Source organism: Glutamicibacter sp. 0426 (assembly GCF_001906485.1).
Lineage (GTDB): Bacteria > Actinomycetota > Actinomycetes > Actinomycetales > Micrococcaceae > Glutamicibacter > Glutamicibacter nicotianae.
Genome location: NZ_MPBI01000003.1, coordinates 499185 through 515022, shown reverse-complemented (window position 1 = coordinate 515022; position 15838 = coordinate 499185). Strand labels below are relative to the sequence as shown.

At 59.4% G+C, this 15838-nt stretch carries 18 protein-coding genes, 3 tRNA genes and 1 riboswitch; of the genes, 5 read left to right on the top strand and 16 right to left on the bottom strand.

Annotation, left to right across the window (positions count from 1 at the left end; translation table 11 throughout):
* Nucleotides 1-12: 12 nt before the first annotated feature.
* From BKX98_RS10700 to BKX98_RS10695, 3 genes are read right to left on the bottom strand one after another with little or no spacing between them, the layout of a single operon-like run.
* Nucleotides 13-657 (bottom strand): aminodeoxychorismate/anthranilate synthase component II, encoded by a 645-nt coding sequence (locus BKX98_RS10700; protein WP_073707192.1) that lies wholly within the window; start codon nt 655-657, stop codon nt 13-15.
* Nucleotides 654-824, bottom strand: a complete 171-nt coding sequence (locus BKX98_RS17140; protein ID WP_038992718.1) for a hypothetical protein — start codon at nt 822-824, stop codon at nt 654-656. Before BKX98_RS17140 ends, BKX98_RS10700 begins: the two co-directional genes overlap by 4 nt.
* 8 nt (nt 825-832) lie before the next feature.
* The gene (locus BKX98_RS10695) at nt 833-1576 is read right to left on the bottom strand and encodes a class E sortase (RefSeq protein ID WP_233125348.1); all 744 of its coding nucleotides are present in this window, start codon (nt 1574-1576) and stop codon (nt 833-835) included.
* A 254-nt stretch (nt 1577-1830) separates the two neighbouring features.
* Here BKX98_RS10695 and BKX98_RS10690 point away from each other — a divergent pair, with 254 nt between their 5' ends.
* The gene (locus tag BKX98_RS10690; RefSeq protein ID WP_038992721.1) at nt 1831-2088 is read left to right on the top strand and encodes a cell division protein CrgA; all 258 of its coding nucleotides are present in this window, start codon (nt 1831-1833) and stop codon (nt 2086-2088) included.
* A 62-nt stretch (nt 2089-2150) separates the two neighbouring features.
* Here BKX98_RS10690 and BKX98_RS10685 read toward each other — a convergent pair whose 3' ends face one another.
* Complete coding sequence (locus BKX98_RS10685) at nt 2151-2468, bottom strand: multidrug efflux SMR transporter (protein ID WP_038992722.1); 318 nt, start codon at nt 2466-2468, stop codon at nt 2151-2153.
* A gap of 11 nt (nt 2469-2479) precedes the next feature.
* Nucleotides 2480-2547, bottom strand: a riboswitch (guanidine-III (ykkC-III) riboswitch).
* Between the two features lie 3 nt (nt 2548-2550).
* Nucleotides 2551-3429 (bottom strand): ArgP/LysG family DNA-binding transcriptional regulator, encoded by an 879-nt coding sequence (locus tag BKX98_RS10680; RefSeq protein WP_073707190.1) that lies wholly within the window; start codon nt 3427-3429, stop codon nt 2551-2553.
* A 76-nt stretch (nt 3430-3505) separates the two neighbouring features.
* Here BKX98_RS10680 and BKX98_RS10675 point away from each other — a divergent pair, with 76 nt between their 5' ends.
* Nucleotides 3506-4123, top strand: a complete 618-nt coding sequence (locus BKX98_RS10675; protein WP_052253937.1) for a LysE/ArgO family amino acid transporter — start codon at nt 3506-3508, stop codon at nt 4121-4123.
* Between the two features lie 482 nt (nt 4124-4605).
* Here BKX98_RS10675 and BKX98_RS10670 read toward each other — a convergent pair whose 3' ends face one another.
* Nucleotides 4606-5331 (bottom strand): rhomboid family intramembrane serine protease, encoded by a 726-nt coding sequence (locus tag BKX98_RS10670; RefSeq protein ID WP_066142746.1) that lies wholly within the window; start codon nt 5329-5331, stop codon nt 4606-4608.
* A gap of 232 nt (nt 5332-5563) precedes the next feature.
* Nucleotides 5564-6109: a peptidylprolyl isomerase gene (locus BKX98_RS10665; RefSeq protein WP_038992728.1), complete on the bottom strand. Its 546-nt coding sequence runs from the start codon at nt 6107-6109 to the stop codon at nt 5564-5566.
* A gap of 171 nt (nt 6110-6280) precedes the next feature.
* On the opposite strand from BKX98_RS10665, the gene BKX98_RS16860 reads away from it, so the two are divergent.
* Complete coding sequence (locus tag BKX98_RS16860) at nt 6281-6487, top strand: hypothetical protein (RefSeq protein ID WP_128470857.1); 207 nt, start codon at nt 6281-6283, stop codon at nt 6485-6487.
* 6 nt (nt 6488-6493) lie between these two features.
* On the opposite strand, the gene BKX98_RS10660 is transcribed toward BKX98_RS16860, so the two are convergent.
* Nucleotides 6494-7363 (bottom strand): DMT family transporter, encoded by an 870-nt coding sequence (locus BKX98_RS10660; RefSeq protein WP_073707278.1) that lies wholly within the window; start codon nt 7361-7363, stop codon nt 6494-6496.
* Nucleotides 7364-7493: 130 nt separating this feature from the next.
* Entirely contained in the window at nt 7494-8273 is a 780-nt protein-coding gene (locus BKX98_RS10655; RefSeq protein WP_233125347.1) for a bile acid:sodium symporter family protein, read from the bottom strand.
* On the opposite strand from BKX98_RS10655, the gene BKX98_RS17270 reads away from it, so the two are divergent.
* Both BKX98_RS17270 and BKX98_RS10650 read left to right on the top strand, forming a co-directional pair.
* On the top strand, nt 8272-8469 hold the full coding sequence (locus BKX98_RS17270) for a hypothetical protein (protein ID WP_233125346.1): 198 nt from the start codon (nt 8272-8274) through the stop codon (nt 8467-8469). The two genes, BKX98_RS10655 and BKX98_RS17270, sit on opposite strands and share 2 nt — an antisense overlap.
* Nucleotides 8470-8574: 105 nt before the next feature.
* A complete protein-coding gene (locus BKX98_RS10650) occupies nt 8575-9717 on the top strand; it encodes a glycosyltransferase family 1 protein (protein ID WP_198934363.1) in 1143 nt (380 codons plus the stop codon).
* Nucleotides 9718-9784: 67 nt separating this feature from the next.
* On the opposite strand, the gene BKX98_RS10645 is transcribed toward BKX98_RS10650, so the two are convergent.
* The 7 genes from BKX98_RS10645 to gyrB form a co-directional block, all read right to left on the bottom strand.
* Nucleotides 9785-9857 (bottom strand) — tRNA-Ala (locus BKX98_RS10645).
* 95 nt (nt 9858-9952) lie between these two features.
* A tRNA-Ala gene (locus BKX98_RS10640) sits at nt 9953-10025 on the bottom strand.
* Nucleotides 10026-10032: 7 nt separating this feature from the next.
* Nucleotides 10033-10152 (bottom strand): DLW-39 family protein, encoded by a 120-nt coding sequence (locus BKX98_RS17410; RefSeq protein ID WP_211286071.1) that lies wholly within the window; start codon nt 10150-10152, stop codon nt 10033-10035.
* A gap of 31 nt (nt 10153-10183) precedes the next feature.
* Nucleotides 10184-10257 (bottom strand) — tRNA-Ile (locus tag BKX98_RS10635).
* A 121-nt stretch (nt 10258-10378) separates the two neighbouring features.
* Nucleotides 10379-11002: a DUF3566 domain-containing protein gene (locus tag BKX98_RS10630; protein ID WP_038992733.1), complete on the bottom strand. Its 624-nt coding sequence runs from the start codon at nt 11000-11002 to the stop codon at nt 10379-10381.
* Nucleotides 10999-13626 carry a DNA gyrase subunit A gene (gene gyrA / locus BKX98_RS10625; RefSeq protein ID WP_073707187.1) on the bottom strand — a complete coding sequence of 876 codons (2628 nt, stop codon included), beginning with the start codon at nt 13624-13626 and terminating at the stop codon, nt 10999-11001. Before gyrA ends, BKX98_RS10630 begins: the two co-directional genes overlap by 4 nt.
* Nucleotides 13627-13683: 57 nt before the next feature.
* Nucleotides 13684-15687: a DNA topoisomerase (ATP-hydrolyzing) subunit B gene (gene gyrB, locus BKX98_RS10620; RefSeq protein WP_210416711.1), complete on the bottom strand. Its 2004-nt coding sequence runs from the start codon at nt 15685-15687 to the stop codon at nt 13684-13686.
* Between the last annotated feature and the right edge of the window lie 151 nt (nt 15688-15838).

The window sequence follows — 15838 nt, the reverse complement described above, 5'->3', positions numbered from 1 at the left end:
GCCGTCAGCCAGTTATTCTCCGCTGAATAGCGGGCTCAGGGCAGCGGCCCTCTCGGCCGCGCCCTTCAGTCCTACGAACTCCAGCCAGTTGCCCAGCATCTGGTAGCCCTGTTCGGTCAGCACCGACTCCGGATGGTACTGCAGGCCCCACAGCGGCGCTTCGCGGTGCGCCAAGCCCATGATGACTCCACCGGCGGTCGCCGCAATGATCTCCAGCTCAGCCGGGATGCTCTCGCGGACCGCTGCCAGGGAGTGGTAACGCGTTGCGGTGAACGGGTTGGCTACCTGGTTGAAGACCGGGTGGTTCTCGTGGTTGACCAGCGAGGTCTTCCCGTGCATCAGCTCTTCCGCGTGCGTGACCGTTCCGCCATAGGCCTCGGCGAGCGCCTGGTGCCCGAGGCAGACGCCGAGCATCGGCTTGCGCTGCGCTCCGCACCACTTGATCAGATCGATGCTGACGCCAGCTCCTGCAGGCTCTCCGGGCCCTGGGGAAATCAGCACGCCGTCGTAGTCTGCGGCCAGCTTGGTCGCTTCCTCAACGCTCAGATCGTCGTTGCGGTAAACGGCGGTTTCCGCGCCCAGCTCCTGCAAGTAGCCTACGAGGGTGTACACAAAGCTGTCGTAATTGTCGATCACAAGGATCTTGGTGCTGCTCACGGTGTGCTCTGGCCAATCGTTGAATCGGTAAATGGGCTGATGTACTGGTTCAGCCATGGAAAAACGTACATCATCAGTAATAGCACGATCGCGGCAATGAGAATCAATGCTTCAAGAATACGAAGCCACAAAGGGCCGGGCAGGTTTCTGAATATCCAGGCGTACATTTCTTCTCCTAGCTCGTTGCGTCAATGACCATGTCGCGGATTTCCTTCGGCGGTCCCGCGTCCAGGGGGCGCCAGTCGGTGAGTTCCGAGTAAGCGATCATGCGTTGCTGGGTCGAGTACTTCGGATGGCAGGTGGTCATGGTCAGGATCGACTTCGTTGGCTCCACTCCCCACTGGTGCGGGGTGGGCAACAGGACATCTCCGTTGGAGGGAGCCACAATCTCGGTGGCGTACCAGGTATAGGTGTAATACCCTTTGGCGGTCTGCAGATAGATCTTGTCGCCATCCTGCAGCTTGTCGATGTCCCAGAAGACCTGGCCATGGGTCTGGCGGTGGGCCGCGACAGCGAAGTTGCCTAGCTCCCCCGGCTGCTGCGTGGTCGGATAATGCCCGATGCCGAGGTTGTCGATCACGTGGTCTTCCACACCGTAGGTCACCGGGTGGTGCGAACCATTAGCGCCGAAGCGCGGGAAGTACATGATGCCGAAGGTTTCTCCGGGAACCAATTCCGTGACCGGAGCCGGACCGTAGTCCTTCTCCTCTTCTTCTTCCTCATTGATTTCCGGCACCTTCACGTCGCCGAGTTCCTGCACGAGATTTGCGGTGACTTCCTTCTGGGCCTGTGCCGAGTCGATGTTCGTCCACCACAGTTCCCACACCACGTAGAGCATCAGCAGGATGCCAAGGGTAATCAGCAGCTCACCAAAGAACCCGGCGATACGGTTCCCTGCCGACGGTTGTCGACGCTGCATGCGACGACCCTGCGCTGTGGCGGTTCGGTTCACGGCGGTCTGGCTCCTTAGGCAAAAGAAATGCGCGAATCAGGTCAACTAACGTGGGCCGATGCTGGCCAAAACCCAGAGTTCCAGCGGGTAACGGCTAGTATTGAAGCTACGTAGGAATGCACTAAGCAGTTCTCAGCATTCTTGCACCCAAGCCTACCGGGAAGACCTGAAGGTCACCCACATTTACTACATTAAGCAGATGAAGCCGAGGGAGCATTCGAGTGCCGGAGTCAAAGCCACGACGCAAGAAGAATTCACAGCCGCAGGAGACGCGCCAGAACTCCCATGCCATCGATAAGCCGATGCCGGGCTGGTACAAGCCAGTCATGTTCGGACTGATGCTTCTGGGCCTGCTGTGGATCATCGTTTATTACGTTTCGCAGACCCTGTACCCGATTCCGAATATCGGCGGATGGAACATCGTCGTCGGCTTCGGAATCGCCATGGTCGGATTCTTCATGACAACAGGCTGGAAATAGGCCTATCGCCGGTCCCCTTGATGAAAGGGACCGGCGAAGCTGTTTAATGGCGGCCGTTGCTATTAGTGGCTGACAGCTTTCAATCCGATGATGCAGCCGACGAGGCCGAGAATGAAGACCATCTTCAGCACGCTGAATGCTTCCTGCCCGGTGGCCATCGAGTAGATGACGGCAAGCGAGGCGCCAATGCCCACCCAAACGGCATACGCGGTGCCCACGGGGATCTCTTTCATTGCGTAGGCCAGTCCGCCCATGGAGATAACCAGACCAACGAAGAAGACGATGGTCGGAACGAGTTTCGAGAAACCCTCGCTCATGCCAAGAGCGACGGCCCATACGGCTTCAAAGAGTCCGGAAACGATCAAAACTATCCAATGCATGCCAGATACTTTCTGGCCGTCTTGTCGCGTTCCGGGTACGGCTCCCTCGTCCGGGTCCAAGCAGTTATTGCTGGTGACCACCTCAGGCTAGCAAATGCAGGTCATGCTGTCTTGCGGCTGTGACCAATATGCCACCTATCCGCCTGAGGATTGGCGAATCCACCGCCCAGCGCTGAAAATACAGTGGCACATCGATAAACCATTGCTCGTTGAGCACCTGCAGCCCCTTGGCTTTCTGCAGCTGCGGCTCCGGTACCATCCCCCATCCCATCCCTGCTTCGATGGCCGCAACAAATTGCACGGAGTCCGGTACATGGTGGATCTGTCCCGCCGGGCGCGCCTTGGCTCCGGCAGCCCGCTCGAGCATGAGGTGCTGCAAAGGATCCTCGCGATCAAAGACCACCATAGGGGTGCGAATCAGTTCATCCGCGCTCCCGGTGGGTACATGGCGTTGGGCCACCGTAGCTTTCGCTGCCGCGCGGTAGCGCATTGCCCCCAGCTTCTGGCTGATGCATCCCTGGATGTTCTCTTCAGAATTCGTGACCACTGCACTGACACGGCCTGTCCGAAGCAGCTCCAGTCCCCTGTTTTCATCCGTTCGCACAATTTCGCAGGAAAGGTCCTCAAATTTGGCGAGCTCGGAGAATACCGGACCGAACCATGTGGAAAGCGAATCCGCGTTGACTCCGATCGCGATCTGGACTGGTTTCTCCGAGGCGATCTCGTATGAGAACTCTGCACTGAGCAAGGACATCTGACGCGCATAGCGCAGTACTTTGGTTCCTTGCTCGGTGGCAGCAACCGGTCGACTGCGAACTAGCAGAATTGCCCCCAAACGATTCTCCAGCGCTTTGATGCGCTGGCTGACCGCCGAGGCGGTAATACCCAGATCAATTGAGGCATCATCGAAACTTCCCGCATCCACAACTGCCAGCAGGGTTTCAAGTTGTTCCACATCCATATTCACATAAGGAACTCTAATGTAGATTCAGGAACTTAAGTTCGACGCAGTTTAAGGATTCTCTTACAGTTTTTACATGTTCTCTGGACCCTTGTTCTTCGGCTTCACCACGGGCTTGTCCCTCATCATCGCCATTGGTGCGCAAAACGCTTTCGTCTTGCGCCAAGGAATACGGAAAGAACATGTTTTCATCACTGCGCTGGTGTGTTCGTTGTCAGACGCAGTATTGATTGCCGCCGGCGCCAGTGGCATGGGAGCACTGGTCGAGCGAGCGCCTTGGCTATTGATGATTGCGCGAATTGGCGGTTTCATCTTCTTGGCAAGCTACGCGATTTTCGCTTTCCGTCGGGCGTTGAAGCCCGAAGCGCTGAAGGTCTCTGCACTGCCTGGCGCAACATCGGTCGCTTCAATCGTCGGAACGACTTTGGCCCTCACCTGGCTGAACCCGCATGTGTATATCGATACGGTTCTGCTTCTGGGGTCAATGGCCACTTCCCAAGCCGCGGGCGCACCTCACTTCGCCATTGGTGCCATCCTTGCCAGCTTTACTTGGTTCTTCGCACTCGCCTATGGCGCGCGGTTCCTGGCCCCGCTCTTCGCAAAGCCGAAAGCGTGGCAAGTACTGGATATAGCCATCGGTTTCGTCATGCTCATCTTCGCGAGCATGCTGATCCTTCCAGTCTTCACCAAGTAATCCACAGGCTAGAACTTTTATCCACAGTCTTTGTGCACAACTTTAATGAACAGTTGTTCACAAAGTTATCCACAGCTGGGGAAAAATGGGGGATATTGAGTGGATTTCTTCAAGGCTACCAAGTCAAGTGCGCTTCCAAGGCGTGAAATCACATGCTTGTAAGTTATTAACACTGTGGATTTCCATTGTGGATAAGGCTTGGGTTCGCCATTTACGCCGCGATTTGCCAGATTCGTTTAAACTTTCGAACCCAAAGTTATTAACAGACTTGGGGTTCGTATATGCACTATCTACAGGGGTTGTTTAAAAGTTATCCACAGTTGGGGACAAAGCTGTGAGTATTGCGTGCTTGAAGGCGAATACCCTTGATATCAAGGGGGAGCAGAGCTGTTAATAACCTTTATGCGCAGAGAGTTACACGCTTGTAAGTTATTAACAGTGTGGATAAGCAGTGTGGATAAACGGTTCGTCGTTTTTTCGAATTACCCCAAGGGCCACTTCACAGCTTCGGTGGAAATGTAGACCGCGGCTAGCAACGCAATCGAGAGGGCAGTGAGCAAAAGTATCTGCGTTCGCGCACGTTGTGGATTACTTCTCGGGATAAGCACGATGCAGCAGGCTCCGAGAATACCCAAAATCGCGCCGCCCAGGTGTCCCTGCCACGAGATACCGGAAATCACGAAGCCCAGAGCCACATTCAAGGCAAGGATGATTCCCATGGAGCGAAGTGCCTGCTTATTGGATCGGAACACGACGAAAGTCGCGAGGAATAGTCCCGCCAATGCGCCTGAAGCTCCGAGCGTGGCGCTGAGCGGATCGCTCAGCAGGAGAACTCCCAGTGAGCCGCCAAAGGCACTGAGCAGGTATAGCCAGGTGAAGCGCAGCCGCCCCATTCGCGGCTCGAGCATCGTCCCGAAGATGTAGACACCGTACATGTTCATGGCCAGGTGCAGGAAGGAACTCGTGGAGTGGGCAAAGGCGCTGGTTATCAGGCGCCATGGCTCATAGGCAGCCAGAGCGGGGGCGAGTACAAGCTGATTAGTGAATCCGGGGATGATCCACTGCAGCAGATACACCAGCACGTTCAGGCCGATGAACGTGTACGTGACAACAGGGGCGCCGGAGCGGGCCCGGCCACCGAACTGGGTTTTCTGCTGTGGCAGGTTCTTATTGGCTTGCGCTACGCAGTCCACACAGTGCACACCCACGGGTGCAGAGACCTGGCACTGCGGGCAGATCGAGCGCCCACAGCGGTTGCACGAAACATAGGACACCGTCTGCGGATGCCGAAAGCACGTAGGAGCAGCTTGGCCCTCTGGGGAAACCTGTCCGAAGGACATCGGTACCTGCCTTGCGTTGGGGGAGTAAGGATTAAATGCCCGAGGCCCCGGCAATGCCTGCTAGGAATCGCCGGAGCCTCGTGGTGGTGCGCCTGTGCTGTTACAGGGTCTCGATGTCGACCGAGTTGATGACGACGTCTTCCAGTGGCTTGTCACGGCCATCGGTAGCAACGGCGTTCAATGCGTCAACGACCTTGCGGGAATCTGCATCGACAACTTCACCGAAGATGGTGTGCTTGCCCTGCAGCCAGGTGGTAGGAACGGTGGTGATGAAGAACTGCGAACCGTTAGTTCCACGACCCATGCGGATACCCGCATTGGCCATAGCCAGCTTGTAAGGCTCGTTGAAGTTCAGTTCTGGGTGGATCTCATCATCGAACTGGTAGCCTGGGCCGCCGAAGCCCTGGCCCAGTGGGTCGCCACCCTGAATCATGAAATCGGAAATGATGCGGTGGAAGATGGTTCCGCTGTACAGCGGGGTGTTGGACTTCTTGTCACCGGATTCTGGGTGTACCCACTCCTGCTCACCGGTCGACAGGCCAACGAAGTTCTTTACGGTCTTCGGTGCGTGGTTGCCGAAGAGCTCGACAACGATATCGCCCAAAGTAGTGTGAATCGTGGCTTTATGAGTTGCGTTTGCGGTCATGCCCTCATTCTTCCATGATCTATGCTCGACCCGCTAAATACTGACGTACGCGTTGAGTGAAAATTTGGATGACTTTCAGGCTGCTGGTCCGCTTATGCTGGCTACTTGGCATGGAACTGCCTAGTCTTGAACTGTCGGTTAGTGTGAATTTCTTCGGATCGGGAGCAATGCATGAGCAAGAAGAGCAAAGCAGGAAAAGTACTAGCCGTTGGCTTGATTGCGGGACTTGTCGCGGTGCTGGTTGCCGTGTGGAAAGCCTCGAAGCCTATTGAGGATCCATGGGAGAACGAGCCGCTTCCTGCACAGCCGCACCAGCCTGCTGAATCAAGGGAAGCAAGCGTGGAAGAAATCCGCGAAATCCTCGAAGATGACAAGTAATCCTGGCTAGGCTTCAATTTTTGGTTGGGCTTGCCCTCGGATCACGAGGGCAAGCCCTACGAGTATCACCGCCAACCCGACATAGGTAGCGATAGAAACTACCTGGCCTAAGAACAATGCCGCCAGGATTGCTGCTCCAGGGATCTCAAGCAGAATCAGCGTCGAAACCGTCAGCGGACCGAGCACGCTGAGCAAGTGATTCATGGCGGTATGGCCGAAGATCTGGGCGCAAAGCGTCAGCAGAATGATCCCTATCCATCCTCGAGCGTCAAAACCCCAGATAGGGGTCCCAGTCACGAGGCACAGGATCAATAGCACGACGGCGGTAAACGCATAGCAGCTCGAGGCATATGTTGCAGTTCCCAAGGTCCTTCGTGCCACGGATCCGGCCAGCGTGTATACCGCGGCCAAGATGCCGCCGGCCAAGGCCAGCAGATCGCCAATGATGGCGTCCCGCCCCAGTCCCATATCGAAACCCGTGATGATGATGGCACCAAGCAGCGCAACGCCCATGCCAAGGAAAACCTGGGTCCGGTATTTGGTGCCGCGCAGAACCTGGTAAATCGCGATCCAGACACCTTGGATGCACACCAGCGCCGTACCGGCAGCCACACTGGTCAGCCGCATCGAATACATGAAGCATACGAAATGCAATGCAAGAGCCACGCCGGCAATCCCGGTGAAGAACCATTCCCGCCCGGTCATCTGCAGATAGGCTTTTGAATTTTTGCGCAGCGCCGGTGCGCTGAGCACAGCCGCGGCAGCGCCATTGCGCCAGAAGGCCATGGAGAGAACCGGGACACCCGGGAAGGCGGCGATTATGGGGCCGGATGCCGAAATACCGAGGATTCCGACCAGGGCAAGCAAGATGGTCACCAACCCAGATTACAGTTTCCGAACGCAGGGGCTTCATTCATATGCCGAAGCCGGCGAAACCGGCGATTCCGTGGAAGAGTCAAAATATGCACAATTCGGCATATGAACTGCAAAACGCCATGTTTTCTGTCTATTTTACCGTTTTTCTCCGCCAGTATGCAGCGATCAATGCGCCGGACAAGTTATGCCAAACAGAGAATACGGCACCCGGCAGCGCCGCCTCCGGCGAGAAGTATTGCTTCGCCAGCCCTCCGGCAAGACCCGAGTTCTGCATGCCGACTTCGATGGCAATCGTGCGCCGGGAATCCTCGGGAACCCGCAGGAGGATGCCGATGGCATATCCCAATGCCAGGCCCAGTGCATTATGCAAGACTACCGCCACCAAGACCAGCAGCCCGGCCGTCACGATTGTCTGCGCGCTGCCCGCGACGATGACCGTCACCACGAATGTAATGGCCAGCACCGACAGCCATGGCAGCGCACCGCTGACCTTGTCCACGAACCGATTGAACAGCATGCGCAGGAAGATGCCCAGCACCACCGGGATCAAGACGATCTCGACAACACTGATTGCCATGGATCCCGCATCGACCGGCATGTAGTGGCCAGCGAGCCACAAGGCCAGCGCTGGAGTCAGCAAAGGTGCGAGCAAGGTCGACACCGAAGTCATGGCGACGGACAGAGCAACATTGCCGCGAGCCAAGTACGAAACCACGTTGGAAGCCGTGCCTCCGGGCGCGCAGCCAACCAGAATCAGGCCGGCTGCCAATGCCGGTTCAAGTTGCAGCATCGTGGCTACCAGCCAGCCCATCGAAGGCATGATGATGAACTGCGCTGCGACACCGCACAGTACCGGCAAGGGATTCTTGAACACCAACGCGAAATCCGGCATGGTCAAGGTCAGCCCCATGCAGAACATGATCACCATCAGCAGCGGATTGATCCAACTGGAAAGTCCCAAGAACGCTTGGGGCATGAGCATTCCGCATAATCCGCCGAGCAATATCAGCACAGGGAAGAGCAGTACCGCAATGCGGGAGTTTCTTTCGGTTTCTTTGGCGTTCGCCTCGACGTTGAAAGGGCTGGGCTGTTCATTCGGCACCTAGGTAGTCTGCCACTAATGAGGTGCCGCCACAACGAGACAACTGAAGTTAATCCTTTGCCCTAGCCATATTAACTTGGGTGTCACTGGCAATCCTCATGCTGGAGACGTGAAGGTAGCAATTGTCGCTGAATCGTTCCTTCCCCATTTCAATGGGGTGACCAACTCAATCCTCAAGACCTTGGACCACCTGAGACAGACGGGCCATGAAGCCGTCGTCATCACCCCCGCAGGCTCGCTGGCAGGGGAGTTGTCGGGCCACGGCGTGCCAAAGATCTACCAGGGCTTCAAGATCCTCACGGTTCCTTCCATGCCGTTGGCCAGCTATCCGGAGGTGCGGGTCGCTACTACCAGCGTTAGCCGGCTGCGCAAATTGCTGGCTCGAGAGAGAGCAGATGTCGTTCATCTGGCTAGCCCGTTCATCCTGGGCTGGCAGGCGCTGCGCGCCGCACAAGAGCTGGACTTGCCCACGGTGGCGCTGTATCAGACCGAGGTTCCAAGCTACGCGGCGCGCTATAAGATGCCATGGCTTACCCAAAGGCTCTGGGAGCACGTCAGAGCGATCCACACCGGCGCGGACCTGACGCTGGTGCCAAGTACGTTTTCCTACCAGCAGCTCGAATCCCTGGGCGTCCAGCGCCTGGCCATTTCAGGCAGGGGGGTCGATACAGCCCAGTTCACGCCACGACGGCGCAGCGAGCACTTCAGACAGGCGGTCGCCCCGAATGACGAGGTGGTCATTGGCTATGTCGGCCGGCTGGCGGCAGAGAAGCAGGTTGCCGACCTGCAGGCCTTGGCGGACCTTGAGAATACCCGCCTGGTGATTGTCGGTTCCGGCCCGCTCGAGGACGAACTGCGCAGCTTGCTCCCCAATGCCCACTTCACCGGTTTCCTTTCAGGGGAGCGCTTGAGCGAGGTCATGGCCTCGATGGACATTTTCGTCCATCCCGGAGCCTCGGAGACCTTCTGCCAGACCATTCAGGAAGCGATGGCCTGCGGCGTGCCTGTGGTAGCCGTAGGACGTGGGGGACCGCTGGATCTGGTGGATTCCTCGCGCACCGGTTGGCTCTACCAGCCGGGGAATCTTGATGAACTGCGCAGCCGCGTCAGCGACTTGGCGTACGACGATGCAAAACGCCTGGCTTTTGCCAGCGCCGCGCTGAGCAGTGTCCAGGATCGTTCTTGGCACGGCATTGGCCAGCAGCTGCTTGGGCACTATGAGCAGGTCCGGATGGCCAGGATCCGGCACTAGCTGGACAGAAAAGTCTTTCAGATGCGCAAAAGGCGGAAAGCTGTCGCTTTCCGCCTTTTGGCAAATGTGGAGCCTAGGAGAATCGAACTCCTGACATTCTGCTTGCAAAGCAGACGCTCTACCAACTGAGCTAAGGCCCCGTATGCAATTCTGAAGCTTCCGCCCCGTGATCAATTCAGCTGAACCAATCAAAAAGAATTAGCGGAAAGTTTTCACTTTCCGCCACTTTCTTTTGTGGAGCCTAGGAGAATCGAACTCCTGACATTCTGCTTGCAAAGCAGACGCTCTACCAACTGAGCTAAGGCCCCAAAAGCTTTAGGAAACTTTATCGGCTACCTGATGCCAGGTTTCCTTTGTTTCCGACGAAGCCTTCGCCTTCTTGACCAAGACTACTGCAGCAGTCGCGATCGATGCGAGAACCAGGAACTTTTTCATTGCTTCCTCTTTCCCTCCAGCAAGGTTTCCGTGGGCGTACCAAGACTTGAACTTGGGACCTCTTCGTTATCAGCGAAGCGCTCTAACCGCCTGAGCTATACGCCCTTGCTTTTGTTTTGTTCCCTTCGGAACGAAATAAAACTTTACCGGTGTTCCCCGAAAGATACAAATCGAGCCCGGGTGTCATGCATCACAGCACGAATCCCGGGCTCGACAAGGGGTGTTCCTAGTCGTCGGTGAGGGTAACCCCGGCGCCGCCGACCAGCGAAGCTGCAATGTTGTACAGCACCGCGCCAAGCATGGAGACCACGGAAATCACCACAACGTTCACCACGGCGATGATTGTCGCGTAGGAAGCCACCTGGCCCAGCGACATGGTGTCGCGCAGGTCGAAGTTTCCGTCGGCGCCGATGGCGTCGCGCATCAGCTGGTTGAACGAATCAAAGGTTCCGGTCAAGTCCAGTACGGCCCAGATGCCTACGGCTGCAACCACCGTGATCACGCCAAAGGCGACCGAGAGCAGGAAGGCCAGCTTAAGTACCGAGAAGGGTTCCACCTTAGATACCAGCAGGCGGGCCTTGCGGACCTTGGCCTTGGGGGCTGGGCGAACCAGGCGTTCCTGGCCATTGGCTGGACGCTGCTGGCCGGTTGGGCGCTGGCCTGCAGGGCGCTGCGGCGATCCCGCCGGGCGCTGGCCCGCTGGACGCGACTGTCCTGCCGCTGGTCGTGCGCCGGCGCTAGCCGGGCGGGAGCCTGTACCGGTCGGAGCCGGACGCTTTACCTGGGTAGGTCGCGGCGCTGCGCTCTTCGGGGCACCGCCGCTGGGGCGTGGCGTCGAGGGCGTGCTCATGCGTTACCTCCGTTAGTGTTGTCTTCGTTTTCGGCGCCGGAATCAGTTTCTGGCGCAGCCGATGACTCGTCGATCGTGTTTTCTGCGTCCAACGTTACGGCATTTTCCTCCGAGTTCTCCTCGAGCCCGGTCTCAGAGTTCTTGGCAACGGCGAGGATGCGGTCCTTCTTGTCCGGCTTGGCGAAGATGACGCCCATCGTGTCGCGGCCCTTGGAAGGAACCTGCGAAACTGCGGAGCGGACCACCTTGCCCGAGCCCATCACCACCAAGACCTCATCGGTCTCGTCGACGATCAGCGCGCCAACCAGCTCGCCGCGTTCCTCATTGAGCTTGGCCACCTTAATGCCCAAGCCACCACGGGATTGCACGCGGTATTCCTCGACCGTTGTGCGCTTTGCGTAGCCTTCGTTGGTCACGGTGAACACGAAGGATCCCTCGCGGACCACGTCCGCTGCCAGCAGCTCATCCCCGTCGCGGAACTTCATGCCGGTGACGCCGCTGGTGGCGCGGCCCATTGGGCGCAGGGCGGTATCGGTGGCGGTGAAGCGGACCGACTGGCCCAGGCGTGAGACGAGCATCACATCGTCGGATTCGCTGACCAGCTGCGCGGAGACCAGTTCATCGCCGTCGCGCAGGTTGATCGCGATGACGCCGGCGGTGCGGTTGGTGTCGTAGTCCTCCAGTCGGGTCTTCTTCACCAGGCCGTTGCGGGTGGCCAGCATCAGGTAGGCGGCATCCTGGTAGGTGCGCAGATCCAGCACCTGGGCGATGTGCTCATCGGGCTGGAAGGCCATCACATTGGCCACGTGCTGGCCCTTGGCGTCGCGGCCGGCTTCGGCCAGCTCGTAGCACTTGGTGCGGTAGACCCGGCCGTGGTTGGTGAAGAACAGCAGCCAGTTGTGGGTCGAGGTGACGAAGAAGTGCTCCACCACGTCGTCCCCGCGCAGGTTCGCGCCCTTGATGCCCTTGCCGCCGCGGGCCTGCGAGCGGTAGTTGTCGATGCGAGTGCGCTTGACGTAGCCGCCGCGGGTGATGGTGACGACCATTTCCTCTTCCGGGATCAGGTCTTCGACGCTCATGTCGCCGTCGTAGCCCATCAGCACCTTGGTGCGGCGGTCGTCGCCGTGCTTGTCGACAATTTCCTGCAGCTCTTCGGAGACGATCTCGCGCTGGCGGGCTGGGGAAGCGATGATTGCCTGGAATTCGGCGATCATGCGCTCGAGCTCGGCGTGGCGGTCCTGGATCTTCTGGCGCTCTAGAGCGGCCAGGCGGCGCAGCTGCATGTCCAGGATGGCGCGGGCCTGATCCTCGTCGATGCTCAGCAGTTCCATCAGGCCATCGCGGGCGGCCTCGGTGGTGGCCGAGCGGCGAATCAGCGCGATGACCTCGTCCAGGGCGTCCAGTGCCTTGAGCAGGCCACGCAGGATGTGGGCTTCTTCTTCGGCCTTCTTCAAGCGGTATTCGGTGCGTCGGACGATCACTTCGATCTGGTGGGTGACCCAGTGGCGGATGAATCCGTCCAGCGGCAGGGTGCGCGGCACGCCGTCGACGATCGCCAGCATGTTGGCGGAGAAGTTCGACTGCAGCTCGGTGTGCTTGTACAGGTTGTTCAGCACCACCTTGGCCACGGCGTCGCGCTTGAGCACGATGACCAGGCGCTGGCCGGTGCGGCCGGAGGTCTCATCGCGCATGTCGGCGATGCCGGAAATCTTGCCGTCACGCACCAGCTCGGCGATCTTCACCGCGAGGTTGTCCGGGTTGGCCATGTACGGCAGCTCGGTAACCACCAGGCAGGTGCGTCCCTGGATTTCCTCGACGTTGACCACGGCGCGCATGGTGATCGAGCCGCGGCCGGTGCGGTAGGCGTCGGCGATGCCCTTGGTGCCCAGGATCATCGCGCCGGACGGGAAGTCCGGGCCCTTCACGCGCAGCATCAGCTCGGCGAGCAGCTCTTCGCGGGAGACGTCAGGGTTCTTCAGGTACCACTGCACGCCCTCGGCGACCTCGCGCAGGTTGTGCGGCGGGATGTTGGTGGCCATGCCCACGGCGATGCCGGAGGAGCCGTTGACCAGCAGGTTCGGGAAGCGGGCCGGCAGGACCGTGGGTTCCTGGTTCTTGCCGTCGTAGTTGTCCTGGAAATCAACGGTGTTCTCGTTGATATCGCGGACCATTTCCATGGCCAGCGGGGCCATCTTGGTTTCGGTGTAACGCTGGGCGGCGGCGCCGTCGTTGCCCGGCGAGCCGAAGTTGCCCTGGCCCAGGGCCAGCGGATAGCGCATGACCCAGTCCTGGATCAGGCGCACCAGCGCATCGTAGATCGCGGTGTCGCCGTGCGGGTGGTACTGGCCCATGACTTCGCCGACCACGCGGGCGCACTTGTTGTAGGCGCGCTCCGGGCGGTAGCCGCCGTCGTACATCGCGTAGAGCACGCGGCGGTGCACCGGCTTCAGTCCGTCGCGCACATCCGGCAGCGCACGGCCGACGATGACTGCCATGGCGTAGTCGAGGTAGGACCGCTGCATTTCGGTCTGCAGGTCGATCTGGTCGATGCGGCCGCCGTCGTGGACCGCATCGATGATCTCGCCGTCCATTGGCGCGTCCTGTGGGGTTTGCTCGTCGCTCAATTTCTTCCCTTACAAGTCAAAAAGTCTTCGGTGGATATCTGTGGTGGCTGCGGCCGGCTAGATATCCAGGAAGCGCACGTCCTTGGCGTTCTGCTGGATGAAGTTTCGCCGGGACTCGACATCCTCGCCCATCAGCACGGAGAAGACTTCGTCGGCGGCTGCCGCGTCGTCCATGGTGACCTGGCGCAGCGTGCGGTGCTCCGGATCCATGGTGGTGTCCCACAGTTCCGAATAGTCCATCTCGCCCAGGCCCTTGTAGCGCTGGATGCCGTTGTCCTTTGGCAGGCGCTTATTGGCGGCCTGGCCGGCGAGCAGCGCGTCGTCGCGTTCCTTGTCGGAGAAGACGTAGTCGTGGGCGGCGTTGGACCACTTGATGCGGTACAGCGGAGGAGCCGCCAGGTAGACGTAGCCGTGCTCGATCAGCGGACGCATGAAGCGGAAGATCAGGGTCAGCAGCAACGTGGTGATGTGCTGGCCGTCCACGTCGGCGTCGGCCATCAGCACGATCTTGTGGTAGCGCAGCTTGGCCATGTCGAATTCTTCGCCGATGCCGGTGCCGAAGGCGGTGATCATCGCCTGCACTTCGGCGTTGCCCAGCGCGCGGTCCAGGCGGGCGCGCTCCACGTTCAGGATCTTGCCGCGCAGCGGCAGGATGGCCTGGGTGTGCGGGTCGCGGCCGCGCTTGGCGGAGCCGCCTGCGGAGTCGCCCTCCACGATGAACACTTCGCACTCGGAAGGGTTCTTTGAGGAGCAGTCCGAGAGCTTGCCCGGCATGCCGAACGATTCCATCGGGGACTTGCGGCGGGCGTTGTCGCGGGCCTTGCGGGCGGCCAGGCGCGCCTGCGACGCCAGCTGGGCCTTGCGGATGATGTCGCGGGCCACGTTCGGGTTGCGCTCGAACCAGTCGCCCAGCTCCTCGTTGACCACTCCCTGGACGAAGCCGCGGGCGATCGAGTTGCCCAGCTTGGTCTTGGTCTGGCCTTCGAACTGGGGCTCGGAGAGCTTGACCGAGATGACTGCGGTCAACCCTTCGCGGGCATCTTCGCCGGTGAGGTTGTCATCCTTCTCGCGCAGGATCTTGTTATCGCGCGCGTAGCGGTTGAGCAGGCCGGTCAGTGCGGCGCGGAAGCCCTCTTCGTGGGTGCCGCCTTCATGGGTGTTGATGGTGTTCGCGTAGGTGTGCACGGATTCGGCGTAGGCGCTGGTCCACTGCATCGCGATTTCCAGGCTGATGCCTCGAGCTGCATCTTCGGATTCGAAGGCGATAACCTCGTCGTGGACCAGCTCGATCTTCTTCGCCGCGTTCAGGTGCTTGACGTAGTCCAGCAGGCCGTCCTTGTACAGGTAGTCCACGGTGCGCGGCTTGACTACCTGGTTCTCGATTTCCTCTTCGACTTCGGCCTCAGGCTCTTCGATCTCCTGGACGCGCTCGTCGGTGAGGGTGATGCGCAGGCCCTTGTTCAGGAAGGCCATCTGCTGGAAGCGGGCGCGCAACGTCTCGAAATCGAATTCGGTGGTCTCGAAGATTTCCGGATCCGGGTAGAAGGTCTGGCTGGTGCCGGTCAGCTCGGTTTCCTCGCCCTTGGTCAGCTCCTGGACGGTGTGGCCGCCGTTGGCGAAACCGATGCGCCATGCGTGGCCCTGGCGGCGCACGATGGTGTTGACCTTCTCGGACAGCGCGTTCACCACGGAGATGCCCACGCCGTGCAGGCCGCCGGAGACCGCGTAGCCGCCGCCGCCGAATTTGCCGCCGGCATGCAGGATGGTCATGACGACCTCGACGGTTGGCTTGCCCTCGGTGGGGTGGATGTCTACCGGAATGCCGCGGCCGTTGTCCTCGCAGCGTACGCCGCCATCGGCCTGCAGCGTGACGTTGATGGTGTCGCAGTAGCCTGCCAGCGCCTCATCGACGGAGTTGTCGACGACTTCGTAGACCAAGTGGTGCAGGCCTCGCGGGCCGGTGGAACCGATGTACATGCCCGGGCGTTTGCGTACCGCTTCGAGTCCTTCGAGGACGGTAATATCCTGGGCGCCATATGTGTGTTCGACTTTGGAAGTCATCGATTCCGCGGGAACCTGGCTTTCAGCCGGTTCCTGCGGTGAAGCATTTTCGGTAGACACGGGTGCTACGAACTCCTCGAATTTAGCGCGCGATGGCCCTCTGCGACGGATTCTGCGCGTCGGGCAATCATGGTCTGGAGGGACTCCGGCG

Excerpts from the sequence above, each read along its gene's own strand:
- BKX98_RS16860 (WP_128470857.1), top strand. The coding sequence starts at position 6,281 with ATGAGCAAGAAGAGCAAAGCAGGAAAAGTACTAGCCGTTGGCTTGATT.
- BKX98_RS17410 (WP_211286071.1), bottom strand. The coding sequence starts at position 10,152 with ATGAAAAAGTTCCTGGTTCTCGCATCGATCGCGACTGCTGCAGTAGTC.
- BKX98_RS10685 (WP_038992722.1), bottom strand. The coding sequence starts at position 2,468 with ATGCATTGGATAGTTTTGATCGTTTCCGGACTCTTTGAAGCCGTATGG.
- BKX98_RS17270 (WP_233125346.1), top strand. The coding sequence starts at position 8,272 with ATGCAGAACATGATCACCATCAGCAGCGGATTGATCCAACTGGAAAGT.
- BKX98_RS10655 (WP_233125347.1), bottom strand. The coding sequence starts at position 8,273 with ATGGGGCTGACCTTGACCATGCCGGATTTCGCGTTGGTGTTCAAGAAT.
- gyrB (WP_210416711.1), bottom strand. The coding sequence starts at position 15,687 with ATGACTTCCAAAGTCGAACACACATATGGCGCCCAGGATATTACCGTC.
- BKX98_RS17140 (WP_038992718.1), bottom strand. The coding sequence starts at position 824 with ATGTACGCCTGGATATTCAGAAACCTGCCCGGCCCTTTGTGGCTTCGT.
- BKX98_RS10675 (WP_052253937.1), top strand. The coding sequence starts at position 3,506 with ATGTTCTCTGGACCCTTGTTCTTCGGCTTCACCACGGGCTTGTCCCTC.
- BKX98_RS10665 (WP_038992728.1), bottom strand. The coding sequence starts at position 6,109 with ATGACCGCAAACGCAACTCATAAAGCCACGATTCACACTACTTTGGGC.
- BKX98_RS10680 (WP_073707190.1), bottom strand. The coding sequence starts at position 3,429 with ATGGATGTGGAACAACTTGAAACCCTGCTGGCAGTTGTGGATGCGGGA.
- BKX98_RS10630 (WP_038992733.1), bottom strand. The coding sequence starts at position 11,002 with ATGAGCACGCCCTCGACGCCACGCCCCAGCGGCGGTGCCCCGAAGAGC.
- BKX98_RS10695 (WP_233125348.1), bottom strand. The coding sequence starts at position 1,576 with ATGCAGCGTCGACAACCGTCGGCAGGGAACCGTATCGCCGGGTTCTTT.